This window comes from Streptomyces sp. NPDC051452 (assembly GCF_044454765.1).
In the GTDB taxonomy this organism is placed as follows: Bacteria; Actinomycetota; Actinomycetes; order Streptomycetales; family Streptomycetaceae; genus Streptomyces.
In genome coordinates, this window is the sequence record NZ_JBITEB010000024.1 from 13986 (window position 1) to 28691 (window position 14706).

The window sequence follows — 14706 nt, forward strand, 5'->3', positions numbered from 1 at the left end:
CCAGGACGATGGGATGTCCGAGGACCGGGGTGCAGCGGTCGCGGTGGGGAGTGCGTGGCGCGGGTCGGTGCCGGGCTGAGCTGAGCAAACGGGGTACTGGGGCCGTGGGCGGGGATGCCGACTGCCGCGGGGTCGTCCGCACGGCTATCGTGTTATCAACCGGACAGCTGTCCGCTATTGGGAACCGTAACGGACAGCTGTCCGGTTAGCAAGGCGGGGTTCGGCCATGAACCTCTCGAGGAGGACGAGTGCAACCGAGGAAGGACGTACCGCTGCGGTCGGACGCGCAGCGTAATCGGGAGCGCATTCTGGAGGTGGCACTCGCCGAGCTGACGCGCTGCGCCGACATCCCGCTGAGCGCGATCGCCAAGAAGGCCGGTGTCGGCCAGGGCACGTTCTACCGCAACTTCCCCAACCGTGAGGCACTCGTACTGGAGATCTACCGCCACGAGATGCAGCAGGTCGCCGACAGCGCGGCCCGGCTGCTGCGGAGCCGGGATCCCGAGGCGGCGCTGCGGGCCTGGATGGACCGGCTCGCCGAGTTCGCCATGACCAAGGCGGGTCTGGCCGACGCGATACGCCAGGTCACGGGGGCCCCGGGCAGCCCGGCGAAGCCCACCCACACACCCGTGACGTCCGCGGCGGAACTCCTGCTCCGGGCCAACGAGAAGGCCGGCACCATCCGCCCCGGAGTCACCGGGGACGATTTCCTCCTCGCCATCGCGGGCCTGTGGCAACTCGGGCCACACGAGGACTGGCGGCCCCGTGCCGGACGTCTGCTCGACCTCGTCATGGACGGTCTGCGGGCGGGGGCGCCGGGCCGCTGATCACGGGCACTGTCACCGACCGCCGGCAGGGCCCCGGCGGCGGCCCCCGCCGCCGGGGCGGTGCGCTGTGCCGGCCAGCGCGACGGCCGACGCCGTGCGCGCGAGCGGTGCACGGACCCGCCGCCGGGTCCAGGCGTCGTCGGTGGAATGAGGACTGGACCGCCGAGTCCGCTCCGTACGCCGAGCGGCCGACGTGCTCGTGATGACGGTGCAGGTATGGGGTGTCGCCTATCGGCTGGGTTTCCGCCGGCGGCACGGTCTGCCGACCGGGCGCCGGCTCGTGCCGCTCGTGATGGCGGCGGGCGGTCGGCGGGGTGCCCTTCGCCGCCGGCAGGCTCTACCCGCCCGGCTGCGGATCTCCGTACGCGGTGCGCCGCCCGCGGTCACCCAACTCGCCCAGTCTCCAGAGACCTTGGTCACCGACCGCCACCGACGCCGCCCAGCCGCCGCCACCGACCTTGCCCGCCCGCCGCGTGGCCTCCCTACGCGGCGAACGGCCCCGGCGGTTCCCCCGCTCCCGCTCGATCAGCCGCGTCTGCATGACCTCCGGGCGCGGTGGCGAGACGTCGCCGTGGATGCGGGCGAACAGCGGATGAGCCGCGCTCGTCGCGAGGGCGCCGGGTCAGTCATCGACCGCGCCCGGGATCACTACCGGCACCAGATCATTGCCAGCCGGGCCCCAGGTCAACGCCTCCTTCGGCGGCGGGGGTTCGCGGCCGGGGATCGGGTGACGCGGACGGACGTGATCGACAACGCTCCGGCCAGGCCCCGGCCCCCTCTGGGCGTCCCCGAGTGCGTGTCCGCCCTGGGGCAGCCCTTCGGCGGGCCGGCTACGAACCGCTTCCCAGCGCGTCCTGCCACACCGCGGCCGGCGTCTTGTTCGTCCTCGTGATGCGGCGCAGCCGGTCGACCCGGCGGGCGGAGATCGCCTCGGGGTGCTGGCTGTCGACGGTGCCGAGTCGCACGTTGCCACCCGTCAGCCAGCTCCGGACGGTCTCCGGGGCGGCCGTACCGGTGTATTCGACGGTCATCGAACGCGCCGAGTCGGCCATGTCGGTGTCGCGGACCAGTACGAGCTGGGCATCCACGACGTCCGGGCACTGCCGAGCGGAATCGACGATGTCCGCGATGTTGACGAAGTTGCCGAGAAGACCGAAGCCGTCGTCGGCACGTCCCAGGACCCGGAAGGCGTCGCCGCGTCCGCAACGGCACTGCGCCGCCTCGATGCGGTCGCCGAGGCGGTAGCGGACGACGGGCACGGTCCATCCATCGCCGGCCCGGGTCAACAGGGCGCCCGCGTCCTCCAGTTCGAAGATCTCGTCGGCGAGCAGATGGAGCGTCGTCTCGTCGCACCCCGGCCGGTTGGACCCCATCGCCCAGGTCTCGACCGAGCCGTAGATGCCCCACAGCTGTACGTCGGGAAAGGCCTGCCGAACCAGCTCCCGCTTGGACTCGGTCCATGCCTCGCCCATCCAGATGATGGTCTTGACCGGCGGCTTCACCCCGGTCTTGAGCACGGTCTCGGCGAAGTCGGCGAGCACGGAGGGGACGCTGGCCAGAGCGGTGACGCCGACCTCGCGGAGCATCGGAAGCCGGAGTTCGAGCTCCTCGGCCGTCATCGGCCCCGAGGGAATCACCGTGGATTCGGTGCGCTCGGCGAGCTTCTGGACGAAATAGTGGGTGCCCCACATGCGGCCGGCGTCATAGAGGTTGAGTACGACGTCACCGACGCCCAGCGGGCTCCAGACCGGCAGGAGCCGGTCGAAGGCCATGTGGTGGGGCAGGTAGGTCAGCTTCGGGGTGCCCGTGGTGCCGCCGCTGGAGACGAGCACACCGCCATCGCGTTCGGCCGCCGCCCTGGTCATCGCCGTGATCTCGGCAGGACCACAGATCTCCAGGTCGGAAAGCTCCTTGGCCCCGTCGGGGACTGCCTTCCCGCCGGACGAGGCGATCGTCCGGGCGTGAGCGAGCAGGGTCTCCGCGTCGATCGTTCCGATCATGACTCTCCTGGCACATCGATGGAGGGACACGGTCACGCGCGAAAGAGACAGTCGATATCTTTCGAATAATTCGCACGCCGTGTGGCATCAGGTCAAATGGATCCTATGCAACCTGCCGTCAAGCGGTCCAATAATGATTTTTGATCGACCGATAACAACTGCTGAAAGTCTCCGGCATTGTCGGCTCAGCGTCGCGTATGGAAAATAGCAGGATGAATACTAAGACCGTCGTGCTCGTGGGAGTCCCGTGGAGCGTCCACGAACTGGACGACGCCGTCCGTGACGCGACCGCGCTCGGCGCCTCGCTCCTCGTCGTCGACACACCCGAGTCCCTCGCGCAGATCGGCGAGCAGACCGCCGTGCGGACCCGGACCGTCAAGGCGCTCGACCCGTTGCTCATCGCCGACTGCGTGCGCGACACCGAGCCGGCCACCGTCCTCGCCATCACCGAGTTCTGCATGGAGCTGGCGGCGGCCGTGCGCGAGCAGCTCGGCATCCCCGGCACGCCGTCCGCCGTCGAGGCCCGCGTCCTGGACAAGGCGGCGACCCGTGAGGTGCTGCGCGAGCACGGGCTCACCAAGGTGGGTTTCCACCGGACTTCGCTGCTCTCCCCCGAGGACCTGCTCGGCGGACTGGAGCCGCCGGTGGTGGTCAAGCCGCGATCGTTCAGCGGCAGCCACGGCGTGACGTTCGTCGCCGACCGTTCCGAATTGGCGCGCGTCTTCGAGCCGTACGACCTGGCCGAGACCAATCGCGACGACCGTGACACGCGGGTGGCCCACCTGGCCGGGGACCACCGTACGCACGAGGTCATCGTCGAGGAGTATGTGCCGGGCCCCGAGATCAGCGCCGAGGGGCTCGTCGTCGACGGCCGGCTCACACTGTTCACCCTGACCGACAAGGTCAACACCGGTATGCCGCACTTCGAGGAAGTCGGCCACGTGGTGCCCAGCAGGTACACGGAGGAGCGGACCGCGCAGGTCGAGGAGTACCTCCAGGCCGTCGTGTCGGCGCTGGGCTTCGTCACCTCCCCGATGCACGCCGAGATCAAGCTGCTGGACGACCGGATCGAGCTGGTCGAGATCCACACCCGCTACCCGGGCGACCGCGTGGTCGAGCTGCTCGAATCGGCGTACGAGATACGGCCGTACGAGGCGTACTTCGACGCGATGCTCAACGGACGCACCCCGGGCCGGCCCCGGCCGACCGGTGCCCACTACGGCGTGGGCTTCTTCAACGGTCCCACCGACGCCCCCTTCGCCTGGCCGTCCTATGCCTTCCCGCACCCCGAGGCGGTCGTCTCGATCGACCTCGACCGCCGCCGGGCTCCGAAGGTCTTCGCGTACGAGGGCCTGCGCATCCGGTACTGGCGTGCGGGCCATGTCCTGTTCGCGTCCGACGATCACTCGTCCGTCCACGCGAACATCGACTTCCTCCTCGACAACACGCCCGGACAGAGCGGTTCGAGAAGCTAGCCCGCCCGGACGTGCGCGCAGTGCGGCTGCCCCGGGGCGACGGGACTCCTCGAGAGTCCTGTTCGCCGCGGGGCAGCCGCGCTCCCGGGGTCGGTCGCCGTCAGTCCGACGGCAGCGGCCGTGCGCGCACGGCGGGCTCGGTCGTCTCGCGCGGCAGCGCCAGGCAGGCGACGGCGCCCAGGGCCAGCGCCGCGATCGGCAGGACCGTGGCGGCGCGCATCGCCGCGCCGCTGCCGCCCGTCACCGACTCCAGGCCCTGTGCCAGCGCCACGACGCCGGCGGTGAAGACCATCGCGCCCAACTGTCGCGTCGTCTCCAGGATTCCGGAGGCCGCGCCCGTGAGTTCCTGGGGGACGTCGCGCATGGCCACCGTCGTCCTCGGCGCGATCGAGCAGCCGTTGCCCATGCCGATGACCGCCATGGGGGCCAGGAAGGCGGTCCAGTGCGCCGAGCCCGTCATCAGCAGCGCGGTCCACAGGATGCCGGCCCCCTGTACGACCATGCCGGTCAGCAGGATGTACCGGCCCTCGATCCGGTCGGCCAGCCGGCCTGCGACGAGGGCGATCAGCAGGGACATCGCCGACGCCGGCGCCAGGATCACCCCTGCCCGAAACGCGCTCAGGCCGAGTACCGACTGGAAGTACAGCGCGGCCACCACCGTGATGCCGAAGGTGGCTCCGGTGATCGCCGCGGCGATCCCGAGCGTCACGGTGTACCCGCGGATCCGCAAGAGGGCGAAGGGCACCAGCGGGTCGCTGTCCTGGCGCTGCCGCTGGCGGACGGTGAAGCCGGTGCCGAACAGCGCGGCCGCCACCAGCAGTGCCCAGACGAGGGGGCCCCAGTGGTGATCCGCGCCGTTGGTCACCGCGTAGGCGAAGCAGGCGAGAGCCACCGAGGCGATGCCGACGCCGAGGATGTCCAGGGAGTGCTGCCGGCCCGTTCGCAGGTCCGGGACGATCGTCAGGCCGGCCACCACGACGAGTACGCCGATCGGCAGGTTGACGAGGAAGATCCAGCGCCAGCCGGCCAGGTTGATCAGCAGGCCGCCGAGCGAGGGGCCGAGTACCGAGGCGACGCCGCCGATCGCGCCCCACACCCCCAGCGCCGTACCGCGCCGCTCGCGCGGGAAAGAGGCCACGATCAGGGTCACGCTCTGCGGCATCAGCAGCGCGGCCCCGGCACCTTGCAGCACGCGGGCGCCCACCAGGACGCCGGGTACGGTCGCGAGCCCGCACAGCAGGCTCGCGACCGTGAAGAGCAGGACGCCCACGACGAACACCTGCCGCGGGCCGTACCGGTCGCCCAGGCGGCCCGCGGTGATCAACAGGACGGTGATGGCGATGATGTAGCTGTTGAGCGCCCAGAGCACCTGGGGCAGTGCGGCGTGCATCGAGTCGATGATGCTGGGAATCGCGATGGTGACGATCGTCGAGTCCAGCAAGGTCATGAAGTACCCCAGCGACAACACCACCAGCGTCGCCCAGGGGTTGGCGCGCAGCCGGTTCACGCGGCCGCCGTCCCGTCGATGAAGTCGCGCAGCACACGGACGAAGCGGTCCGGTTCCTCCAGGAAGGGAGCGTGGCCGCTCTCCGGGAACATCTCCAGCCGGGCGTCGGGCAGCGCGCCCAGCAGCCACTTGCCGACCTCGGTGGGGAAGATCCGGCTCTTGGCCCCGTGCACCAGCAATGTCGGCAGGGTCAGGGTGCCGATCCGCTCGCGCCAGTCCTGGGTGAGGACCCCGCTCCACAGGGCCAGCAGCGCCAGCCGCGACGTCTTCAGGGATTCGGCCAACAGCGCTTGCAGCACACCGGGTTCGGGTTCACTGCCGGAGGCGAAGCAATTCTCGATCAGGGCGGTGAGGTACGTGTCCGGGTCCGCCCACTGCTGCTGGGTCGCCTGCAGCGCGCCCACCGCGTCCAGACCACCGAACGCCGCGTGCTCCCAGCCCTCCTCCCGCAGCAGGTGGGGCGACATCTCCACGGAGACCAGCCGGGAGACCCGGTCGGTGCCGTACCGGTCGAGGTAGTTGTAGGTGACGGTCGCGCCGAGCGACCAGCCGACGAGCGTGACGTCGTGCAGGTCGAGCTGCTCGACGACCTGCGCCAGGTCGGCCGCGGCGTCCTCGAGAGTCCAGCCGAGCGGGGGTACCGGACTGTTCCCGTGCCCGCGCAGGTCCACGGTGACGACGTCGTGGTCCGGGCCGAGGCCGGCCGCCATGTGTGCGAAACACTGCGAGGTCATCCCCAGGCCCGGGACGAACAACACGGTCGGTCCGGCGCCGGGGCGCCGGACATGATGCATCACTTCGAGCATGGTGAGAGCTCCAATCAATCCCCGGGTGCGGTGATCAAAATATAGGGCCAGCCCATGGGACCCAGCGGCCGATGGTGATCAAACTTTCTTATATTCGACCGCCGGAACTCGCGCGCACTAAACTCATCGATAAAGGAGTCTTATAGACGCAGGTCATCGCCCGAATCACCTTGACCGGGACGACGAGAACCGGATAGGTTTCGCCGCGAGCATTATCGACGGGAATTGCCGGCCGAGCCTGGATTCACCGGGGGCAATCCGGGTAGCCGGTAGCCCGTGGCGGCGGAGGCCTCGCCCGCCGCCGGCCGCCCCGGCCGGGGGGAGAGGCCAGGGGACGAGGCCGGGCCGGGCCGACGGGTAAAGGCCTGACCATCCTCCGCTCAAAAGGTGCTTACGGCGCAAGCGGGCCTTGGGCCGTTTTCCGGCCACGCCGTCGCCGAGCACCACCACGCTTCCCCGGGCGTCGACGCCCCGAGGGTGACGGATCGCGTGAGCAAATGCCAGGCAGCCCAACTCCCTTAGCTGGAGCCTGAGTTGTCGCGGCGGCGATAGATCCGCACTCGCGGCGAGTTTCCGGGGCCCTCCTGGTCAGCACCAACTCCAGGGCCACATCACACCAGCCGAGACCAGCCAACGGCATCCACGCGCCCTTGCGGCACACAGATCGAGCATCCAAGATCATCGAGACGTTCGGCTCGGTCCCCTGGCTGCGCAGCCCGGCAGCCCTGCCGTGATCCCACACGCACTGGCTCTAGGCTCGGTCTCCCCACCGCAAAGGAGTGAATGTGGCCGTCACGCCCCATTCCCTGGCCCCTGGCACACAAGCCTCCCGAGGCTCGGCGGTCGTCCTCGACATGATGACCGGCAACCCCTTACCAGGAGGGGGGGCTTGTGGCCCGTGCGGGGCGGTGTAGCCGATGCGGGAGAACGCCGAGTCGGCCACGCGGGAGGCACTGGCCGATTTCCTGCGCCGACGACGTGACGCTTTGTCACCGGAGGTGGTCGGGCTGCAGAGCGGTCAACGGCGCCGGACACCGGGACTGCGCCGGGACGAGGTGGCGCGCCTGGCGAACATGTCGACCACGTACTACGAACGGCTGGAGCAGGGCCGTGGCCCGCAGCCGTCGGCCGCGATCCTCGCCGGGCTGGCCAGCGCGCTGCGGCTGACCCCGGACGGGCGTGCCTACCTGTACCTGCTGGCAGGTCGCACCGAGCCCGCGGTGGCCGACCCGGACGGCGGCGTCGATCCCCAACTGCTCTCGGTGATGCGGGCGGTGGCGGCGACGTCACCGGCGTTCGTCGTGGACGACCTCGCCACCGTGGCGGCACAGAACGACCTGCACTCGACGCTGTTCGGCCACGTCGCCGGCCTGCCCGGCTGGGAGGGGAACATGTTCTGGTGCTGGTTCGGCTCGGGCCGCTGGCGGCGGTCGGTGCTGAACTCGGCGGAGCACCAGGAGGCCATCGGTCGCAGTTACGTCGGGTACCTGCGCGTCATCGTGGCCGAGCGCGGCTACGACCCGGCGGCGGCCACCCTCGTGGCCGATCTGCGCGGGGCGAGCGCGGAATTCTCGCGGATGTGGGACGAGCACCAGGTCTCCAGCGCCCCCGCTCCGATCGTGAGCGTGCTGGACGACCGGGTCGGCCGCCTGGACTTCGACTACGCGCTGATGCTGGGTACGCGGACAAGGCAGCGCCTGTTCTCGCTCCACGCGGTTCCGGGGACCCTCACCCAACAGCGTTTGACCAGGCTTTCATACGTGTCGGGAGACGCCGTGTCCACGTATCGATAGTGCGTGGCTGAGTCCGCCGATCGACCGTAGCGTTTCGCGTGGCACCTGTGCCGGTCCGGATCGGAGGGGACTGTGGAATTCCATCTCCCGGTCGTACGGGCGCAGGGTCCCAGCCACGCTAGACGGTGTTGCAGAACTGGAAGGACGGCACGATAAACCCCCACACAGCCGCCCGGCTCACTCCGGAAAGATCGCCTACGACAGCCTGGTCAGAATTCTGCCGCATGCAAAGACCACACCTGACATCGTTGTCCTCTCACGACGAGGTCGAGACGGTGGTCTTCATGGAGACGGGCGAAACCATCACCCCCGGTTTTCCGCCTCGCTGAGACATTTCGCCGCCGACGGCGGCTTCGTCAGTGCCGGCACCCGCACGGGTGCTCTTCATCATTCGACCAGATGACAATCTCAGGTTGGTTCGAGTCATGTGCAACAATTGTGGCCATATACATCAACGCGCCATCACATCACCTCCATACGGTCCGGGTGAGACGGTCGAGGACCGCCACGAGAGACTGATCGCCCTGCTGGCCACCGGTCATACCGATGCCAGCGCGGCCCGGCAGCTCGGCGTCAGCCGTCGCACCGTGACCTACATGCTCCGCTCCATGATGGACGAATTAGGTATCAACAACCGCTTCCAGCTCGGCATCGCCGTCGGCGCCCGCAGCCGGACCTGCGCCGGCTGCCCGGCACCGCGCCAACCTGCCATGACGAACGCCGCACATGACCACGGCCGTTACTGAGGACACGCTCGAAAAGCGTCCCACCCGCGGATGTGCGCAAACCCCTTCTTCGTGAAGATCAGTTCGAATATCGGGGGATGTTCGAGGCGGCTTGCCGAATGCGAAAGTGAAGACCCATGAGTCCAGAACGAACCATCACGTCCCGTAATCTCGACGTGAATCAGCTGCGAACGCTGAACACCATCGTGGAAACGGGGAGTTTCCGGCGGGCAGCGGATGCGCTCGCACTGACCCAGCCTGCGGTAAGCTACCACATTCGTCGTCTGGAAGCGGTTCTGCACGGGCCTGTCTTCGTCAGAACCAGGGGCCGGCTCGAACTCAGCGACGCCGGTGAGGAACTGCTTTTCTACGCTCGCAAGATACTCACCGTCAATGACGAGGCAATGGCCCGGTTGACCGCACCGAGGGACGGCCTCCGGCTCACCATCGGCGTCTCGGAGCAGTTGGAGGACGTCCTCCAGGACCTGCTCGTCGGCCTCACCCGCGCGCTGCCCCGGGTCACGCTGACCGCGCGGGTCGGGGCGAGTGAACACATCGCCGCGCGGACGGCCGAGCAGGAGACGGACGTCGCCGTCATCATCGGCCGTTCCCGCGGCGAACGCAGCCGCTCGCTGGGCTCGTTGCAGCTGGCCTGGTACGCGCACGACGCCGCGAGCCTGGCTTCCGGTCGTTCCATTCCCATGGTGCTGCCCGCCGAGCCGTGCAATACCCGCACCCACATCATCAGCGCCCTCGACGGCCAGGGAGTTCCCTGGCATGTCGCCTATGAGGGCCCCGACCTGGCCGGGCTGCGAGCGGCCACCCGGGCGGGGCTCGGCGTCATCGGTCTGCTCGCCGACAGCGGCGAGAAGTGGAATCTGACGCCCGTCCCCGGCGGCACGTTGCCCTTCCACCCCGGGTTCGTGCCGATCTCCTTCGTCCACGCGCCGGGCACGCCGGCCGACGTGGTCGAAGCCGCGTTCTCCGTCGCCCAGGCGGCGCTCCGTCAGACCCCGTTGATGGACGAGCCCGGACGGGTCACCGAAACCGCGGCCTGACCGGCTCACCATGACGTCCCAGTCCCCCGGCCGCCGCGCAGGTCGCGGCGGCCGTAGGGGGCAGGGGGGCACCGGGATGCCTCGCCGTCGACGGGCGTCGTCAGCCGAGGTCGAGCAACTGCTCGTAGAAGCCGCCGAATCCGCGGGACCGGTCGACGAGGTGGATCTCCAGGATCCAGTGGCAGAGCCGCCCGGCACGGTCCGGGCGGCGCATCGGCTCGTCGCTGCCGGTGGTGATGTAGTACTCGATGTCGTCGCCGTTGATGCGTTCGTGCGGGAACTCCCCGACCAGGTGGCCGGCGTGGGTGGCGCCGATCTCCCAGCCGGCCTCGCCCGCCAGCCGTTGGACCTCGGCGAACAGCTGCGCGCCGGTGATGTCCGGATGCTCGTGGAAGTAGCGGCGGCCGGCGTCGAAGACGGCCGAGACGTCGTCGCGCAGCCGATGCTTCACCGGGTCGTCACCGAGCACGTATGTGCGGCCGACATCGGCCTCCCACTGCTCCAGTAGCGGTCCGAAGTCACAGAAGACCAGGTCGTCCTCGGCGAGCAGCCGGTCCGGCGGGTTCGCGCGGTAGGGGTGCAGGGTGTTGGGGCCCGCGCGCACGATGCGCTTGTGCCAGAAGCGTTCGATGCCGAACATCTCGTGCGCCAGGTCCCGGATCTCGTCGCTGAGTTCGCGTTCGCTCTTCCCGGCGACGATCAGCTGCCGGTGCTCGATCTCGTCGAACAGTTCCCGAGCCTTCTCCTGCGCTTCCAGCAGGAGCGCCGCGCGCCTTGCCTCGTCGTCGTCCATACCTCACCCTCGCTGCTCGGCCGCGGACACCTCGACGCGGTTGTCGTGGTAGACGGCGCCGCCGCCCATGTCCGAGTCCCGCTCGGCCACGGTGGCGTTGACCCCCGCCCTGTTGCCGGTGAGCTTCGCCCACCAGCCCTTGGTGGTGCGGGCCACTCCCGGCCGCACCGAGTCGCTCACCTGGAGCCGCGCGGTGAAGGCTCCCCGGTCGTTGAAGATCCGCACCTGCTGTCCCTCGGCCAGTCCCCGGGCCGCCGCGTCGGCGGGATGCAGCTCCACGAAGGGTGCGCCGGCCCGGCGTACCAGTGATTCCTTGTTCGCGAACGTCGTGTTGAGGAAGAAGTGGGAGGCCGACGAGATGAGCACCAGCGGCAGCCGGCGTGCCAGCTCCGGGTCCGCGGCCTCCTTGGGGGGCGTGTACCCGGTCAGCGGGTCGTAGCCGTCGGCGGCGGCCGTCGCGGACACGAACTCCAGCTTCCCCGACGGTGTGGGGAAGCCGTCGGCGAACGGGACGAAGGGACTGGGGTAGTCGAGCCGGGCGTAGCCCTCACGGCGCAGCCGCTCCAGGTCGATGCCGTTCAGCGACGGGTGGCCGCTGGACAGCAGCTGCCGGGCGAGGTCCTCGTCGGAGTCGAAGAGACTCGGCTCCGTCAGGCCGAGCCGGGCCGCGAGCCGGCGGAAGGTCTCCGTGGTCGACAGGCACTCGCCGGGCGGGGCGACCGCCGGCTCGTTCCAGGTGATGTACATGTGCCCGTACCCGTCGAGCAGATCGGTGTGTTCGGTCTGCATCGTGGCCGGCAGCACGATGTCTGCGTAGTCCACCGTGTCGGTGCGGAAATGGTCCATGACCACGGTGAACAGGTCTTCGCGCAGCAGGCCCGCGTGCACCTGGTCCTGGCCGCCCACCGCCGTGGCCGGGTTGGCCCCGTAGACGAACAGCGCCTTGACCGGTGGATCGTCGACCGTGGTGAGGGCCTCGCCGAGGCGGGTCATCGACAGGCTTCGTACCGGTCCGGGCAGCAGGTCGTCACGGAAGAGGGCTTCGCGGTCGCCGCCGAAGTAGCCGTCCGTCGAGTAGGCCAGTCCGCCGCCCGGGAGCTTCCAGTCCCCCGTCACCCCGGGCAGCGCCGCCAGCGTACGCAGGGCCATGCCACCGCCGGCGTGCCGCTGGATGCCCTGCGCCGCCTTCATCCCGGTGGGCCGGGTGACGGCCAGGCGCCGCCCGAGCCGCTCGACCGTCTCCACCGGCAGTCCGCAGATCTCGGCCGTACGTTCCGGTGTGAACTCCTCGATGCGTGCGCGGAACTCGGGCCAGCCCTCGGTGTGTTCCGCCAGGTACGCACGGTCCTCGGCGCCGAGCGACAGCACCACGTTGAGCAGCCCGAGGGCGAACGCGGCGTCCGTGCCGGGGTTGAGCGGCACGTGCTCGTCGGCGAGCCGAGCCGTCTTGGTCAGCACCGGGTCGATGGCCACGACGTACGCCCCGGACCGCTGCGCCTGCGACAGCACCTTCCACAGGTGGTGGCTCGTGGTGAGCGTGTTGCAGCCCCACAACAGGATCAGCCGGGCGTGCCGCAGATCCTCAGGGTCGATGCCCCGGCTGGTGCCGAGCGTGTATCCGGTGCCGACCAGGCCCGCGACCGAGCAGATGGTCATGTCGTGGCGCGAGGCGCCCAGGGTGTTCCACAGCCGGCTGCCGGCGCGCCCCTGGAGGCCCTGCAGATAGCCCAGGTTCCCGGTTCCCTGGTAGGGCCAGATGGCCTGGCCGCCGTACCGGTCGATCACCTCCGTAAGGCGGTCGGCGATCTCGCCGAGGGCCTCGTCCCAGCCGATCCGCTCGAACCGTCCCTCGCCCTTGCGCCCGGTCCGGCGCAGCGGATGCAGCAGGCGGTCGGGGGCCCGTGTGTGCTCCAGATACTGGTTCACCTTCACGCAGAGGGTTCCGCGGGTGTACGGATGCTCCGGGTTTCCGCGCAGCCCTACCGCGACGCCGTCCTCGACCTCGACCTGCCAGGAGCACGCGTCCGGGCAGTCCAGCGGGCAGCCACCGGGAAGGATCTTCAGGGCTCGGCCGGCCGGCGCGTGGACGCCCGGCGCCGCCTGCGCCGGGCCCTGGGTGTTCCGGTTCACCGGGACGGCTCCGCGCGCAGGTGGGGTACGAACTCGTCGGCCAGGGTGATCTGGCCGACGTAGGAGCTGGGGCCGGAGAGCAGCACCCGCTCGTCCTTCGTGATCTCCACGGACACGGTGCCGCCGGGCATGACGACGGTCACCGAGGGGTCGGTGAGGCCCAGCCGGTAGGCGGCGCAGGCGGCGGCGCAGGCACCGCTGCCGGAGGCGAGGGCGTATCCGACGCCCCGCTCCCAGATCTGGATCCGCACGGTACGCCGGTCCTCGACGGTGAGCAGCTCGGCGTTGGGCCGCTCGGCGAAGCCGGCGTACTCGACGATCTTCGGGCCGATCCGGGCGGCGAGCTCGGCGGTCGCGTCGTCGACCAGCGCGACCAGATGGGGTACGCCGTTGTGGACCGCCGTCGCGGTGAGTTCGGTGCCCGGCTCGATCTCGAGGGGCACGCCGATCAGTTCCCCGCCGTCGGCCGGCGCGGGAGCGTGGTGGGTCCACGAGCCCAGGTCGATGGTGCCGGGCGCGGTGACCGGGCTGCCGAGCCGTACGCTCACGTCGCCGCCGGGTGTCCGCAGCGTGATCTCGTCGCGGCGCGTGCGGCCGTGCTCGCGCAGGTAGCGGGCGAAGATGCGCAGACCGTTCGCGTTGCGCGCGCATTCGGAACCGTCGGAGTTGAAGACCCGTACCCCGAAGGCGTCCTGCGGGCCGGCCGCCCCGCCTGCGGCTGGGAGGGGGCCGTAGAGCACCCCGTCCGCCCCGATGCCGGTGCGCCGGTCGCACAGGGCCCGGGTGGCCGTGGCACCCGGCGCGGGCGCGCCGAGTTCCGGGTCTGCGACGAGGTAGTCGTTGCCGAGGGTGTGGTACTTGAGGAGGGTGGTCATCCGCGGCCCTCGCCGATGGCCTCTTCCTCGAAGTCGTCGCCGTACCAGCGCTCGCTCCAGCGGGAGAACGACACCACCGTGATGTCGCGGTGGCCCTCCTCCTCGATCGGCACGATGTCGGTCACGTAGTGCCACAGCGCACGGTCGTCGAACGCGATGGCCTGCCCCGCCGGCAGGGTCGCGGTGAAGATGGGTGTCTCCTTGTCGTCCGCGCGGCGCAGGGTCAGTTCGGCGCCGGTGACGCCGACGCGGTTGTAGACGGAGATCACCACGAACTCGTGGCCGTCCTGGTGCACGCCCTCCGGGACGACGACGCCCTGCAGTTCCTTGTTGGCGATGACCCGGTACTGGTGGACGTTGATCTGCCAGACGTCGTCCTCGGGCAACGGGATCTGGGCGCAGGCCTCCCGGATGTGCTCGACCAGGTCGACCTGGATCGGCTGGTAGTGCCGCCGGATGCCGCCCGCGATCGGGTTGAACTTGGAGTAGGTGACGTACGGGCGGTGCGGGAGCCGCTCGAACTCCCAGGCCCCGTCGCGGTGTTCGAGCCGGTACTGGGAGAAGCGGCGCCAGCGGTTGCCGTTGCCGATGTACTCGTCGAAGGCCAGGTCGTCGAAGCTCTTCAGAATGTCGTCCCCCGTCTCGGGGAGGTCGAAGACCTGAAAGTGCTGCGCGTTGAGAGTCACGTTCGATGCCTTTCGGGGAGGCGGGGCAACG

The 14706-nt window shown here is 69.9% G+C and carries 12 protein-coding genes and 1 pseudogene; 6 read left to right on the forward strand and 7 right to left on the reverse strand.

What is annotated here, in order from left to right; translation table 11 throughout:
- Positions 1–248 precede the first annotated feature (248 nt).
- On the forward strand, positions 249–827 hold the full coding sequence (locus ACIBA9_RS35755; protein ID WP_399369635.1) for a TetR/AcrR family transcriptional regulator: 579 nt from the start codon (positions 249–251) through the stop codon (positions 825–827).
- An 830-nt stretch (positions 828–1657) separates the two neighbouring features.
- Here ACIBA9_RS35755 and ACIBA9_RS35760 read toward each other — a convergent pair.
- Positions 1658–2863 carry an AMP-binding protein gene (locus ACIBA9_RS35760; protein WP_399369637.1) on the reverse strand — a complete coding sequence of 402 codons (1206 nt, stop codon included), beginning with the start codon at positions 2861–2863 and terminating at the stop codon, positions 1658–1660.
- A gap of 176 nt (positions 2864–3039) precedes the next feature.
- On the opposite strand from ACIBA9_RS35760, the gene ACIBA9_RS35765 reads away from it, so the two are divergent.
- Entirely contained in the window at positions 3040–4302 is a 1263-nt protein-coding gene (locus tag ACIBA9_RS35765; RefSeq protein ID WP_399369639.1) for an acetyl-CoA carboxylase biotin carboxylase subunit family protein, read from the forward strand.
- A 100-nt stretch (positions 4303–4402) separates the two neighbouring features.
- Here the strand turns inward: ACIBA9_RS35765 and ACIBA9_RS35770 are convergent, their stop codons facing one another.
- Both ACIBA9_RS35770 and ACIBA9_RS35775 read right to left on the reverse strand, forming a co-directional pair.
- Positions 4403–5809: a DHA2 family efflux MFS transporter permease subunit gene (locus ACIBA9_RS35770; protein WP_399369641.1), complete on the reverse strand. Its 1407-nt coding sequence runs from the start codon at positions 5807–5809 to the stop codon at positions 4403–4405.
- A complete protein-coding gene (locus tag ACIBA9_RS35775) occupies positions 5806–6603 on the reverse strand; it encodes an alpha/beta fold hydrolase (RefSeq protein WP_399369643.1) in 798 nt (265 codons plus the stop codon). The genes ACIBA9_RS35770 and ACIBA9_RS35775 overlap by 4 nt, the downstream gene beginning before the upstream one ends.
- A gap of 929 nt (positions 6604–7532) precedes the next feature.
- On the opposite strand from ACIBA9_RS35775, the gene ACIBA9_RS35780 reads away from it, so the two are divergent.
- From ACIBA9_RS35780 to ACIBA9_RS35795, 4 genes and pseudogenes are all read left to right on the forward strand, one after another.
- Positions 7533–8408 carry a helix-turn-helix domain-containing protein gene (locus ACIBA9_RS35780; protein ID WP_399369645.1) on the forward strand — a complete coding sequence of 292 codons (876 nt, stop codon included), beginning with the start codon at positions 7533–7535 and terminating at the stop codon, positions 8406–8408.
- 413 nt (positions 8409–8821) lie between these two features.
- Positions 8822–9154, forward strand: coding sequence for a helix-turn-helix transcriptional regulator (locus ACIBA9_RS35785; protein WP_399369647.1), 333 nt, complete (start codon positions 8822–8824; stop codon positions 9152–9154).
- 116 nt (positions 9155–9270) lie between these two features.
- Positions 9271–9477, forward strand: a pseudogene (locus ACIBA9_RS35790) (LysR family transcriptional regulator); the annotation flags it as partial.
- Positions 9478–9537: 60 nt separating this feature from the next.
- The gene (locus tag ACIBA9_RS35795) at positions 9538–10191 is read left to right on the forward strand and encodes a LysR substrate-binding domain-containing protein (RefSeq protein WP_362155942.1); all 654 of its coding nucleotides are present in this window, start codon (positions 9538–9540) and stop codon (positions 10189–10191) included.
- 100 nt (positions 10192–10291) lie between these two features.
- On the opposite strand, the gene ACIBA9_RS35800 is transcribed toward ACIBA9_RS35795, so the two are convergent.
- From ACIBA9_RS35800 to ACIBA9_RS35815, 4 genes are read right to left on the reverse strand one after another with little or no spacing between them, the layout of a single operon-like run.
- A complete protein-coding gene (locus tag ACIBA9_RS35800; protein WP_362155411.1) occupies positions 10292–10984 on the reverse strand; it encodes a M24 family metallopeptidase in 693 nt (230 codons plus the stop codon).
- 3 nt (positions 10985–10987) lie between these two features.
- Entirely contained in the window at positions 10988–13114 is a 2127-nt protein-coding gene (locus tag ACIBA9_RS35805; protein ID WP_399369649.1) for a molybdopterin-dependent oxidoreductase, read from the reverse strand.
- Positions 13111–13989 (reverse strand): diaminopimelate epimerase, encoded by an 879-nt coding sequence (gene dapF / locus ACIBA9_RS35810; RefSeq protein WP_399369651.1) that lies wholly within the window; start codon positions 13987–13989, stop codon positions 13111–13113. The genes ACIBA9_RS35805 and dapF overlap by 4 nt, the downstream gene beginning before the upstream one ends.
- Entirely contained in the window at positions 13986–14675 is a 690-nt protein-coding gene (locus ACIBA9_RS35815; protein WP_362155418.1) for a 2OG-Fe dioxygenase family protein, read from the reverse strand. Before ACIBA9_RS35815 ends, dapF begins: the two co-directional genes overlap by 4 nt.
- Between the last annotated feature and the right edge of the window lie 31 nt (positions 14676–14706).

Bases quoted from the DNA above. Each gene is read 5' to 3' on its own strand.
- ACIBA9_RS35795 (WP_362155942.1), top strand. From the start codon at position 9,538: ATGGCCCGGTTGACCGCACCGAGGGACGGCCTCCGGCTCACCATCGGC.
- ACIBA9_RS35765 (WP_399369639.1), top strand. From the start codon at position 3,040: ATGAATACTAAGACCGTCGTGCTCGTGGGAGTCCCGTGGAGCGTCCAC.
- ACIBA9_RS35775 (WP_399369643.1), bottom strand. From the start codon at position 6,603: ATGCATCATGTCCGGCGCCCCGGCGCCGGACCGACCGTGTTGTTCGTC.
- dapF (WP_399369651.1), bottom strand. From the start codon at position 13,989: ATGACCACCCTCCTCAAGTACCACACCCTCGGCAACGACTACCTCGTC.
- ACIBA9_RS35780 (WP_399369645.1), top strand. From the start codon at position 7,533: ATGCGGGAGAACGCCGAGTCGGCCACGCGGGAGGCACTGGCCGATTTC.
- ACIBA9_RS35800 (WP_362155411.1), bottom strand. From the start codon at position 10,984: ATGGACGACGACGAGGCAAGGCGCGCGGCGCTCCTGCTGGAAGCGCAG.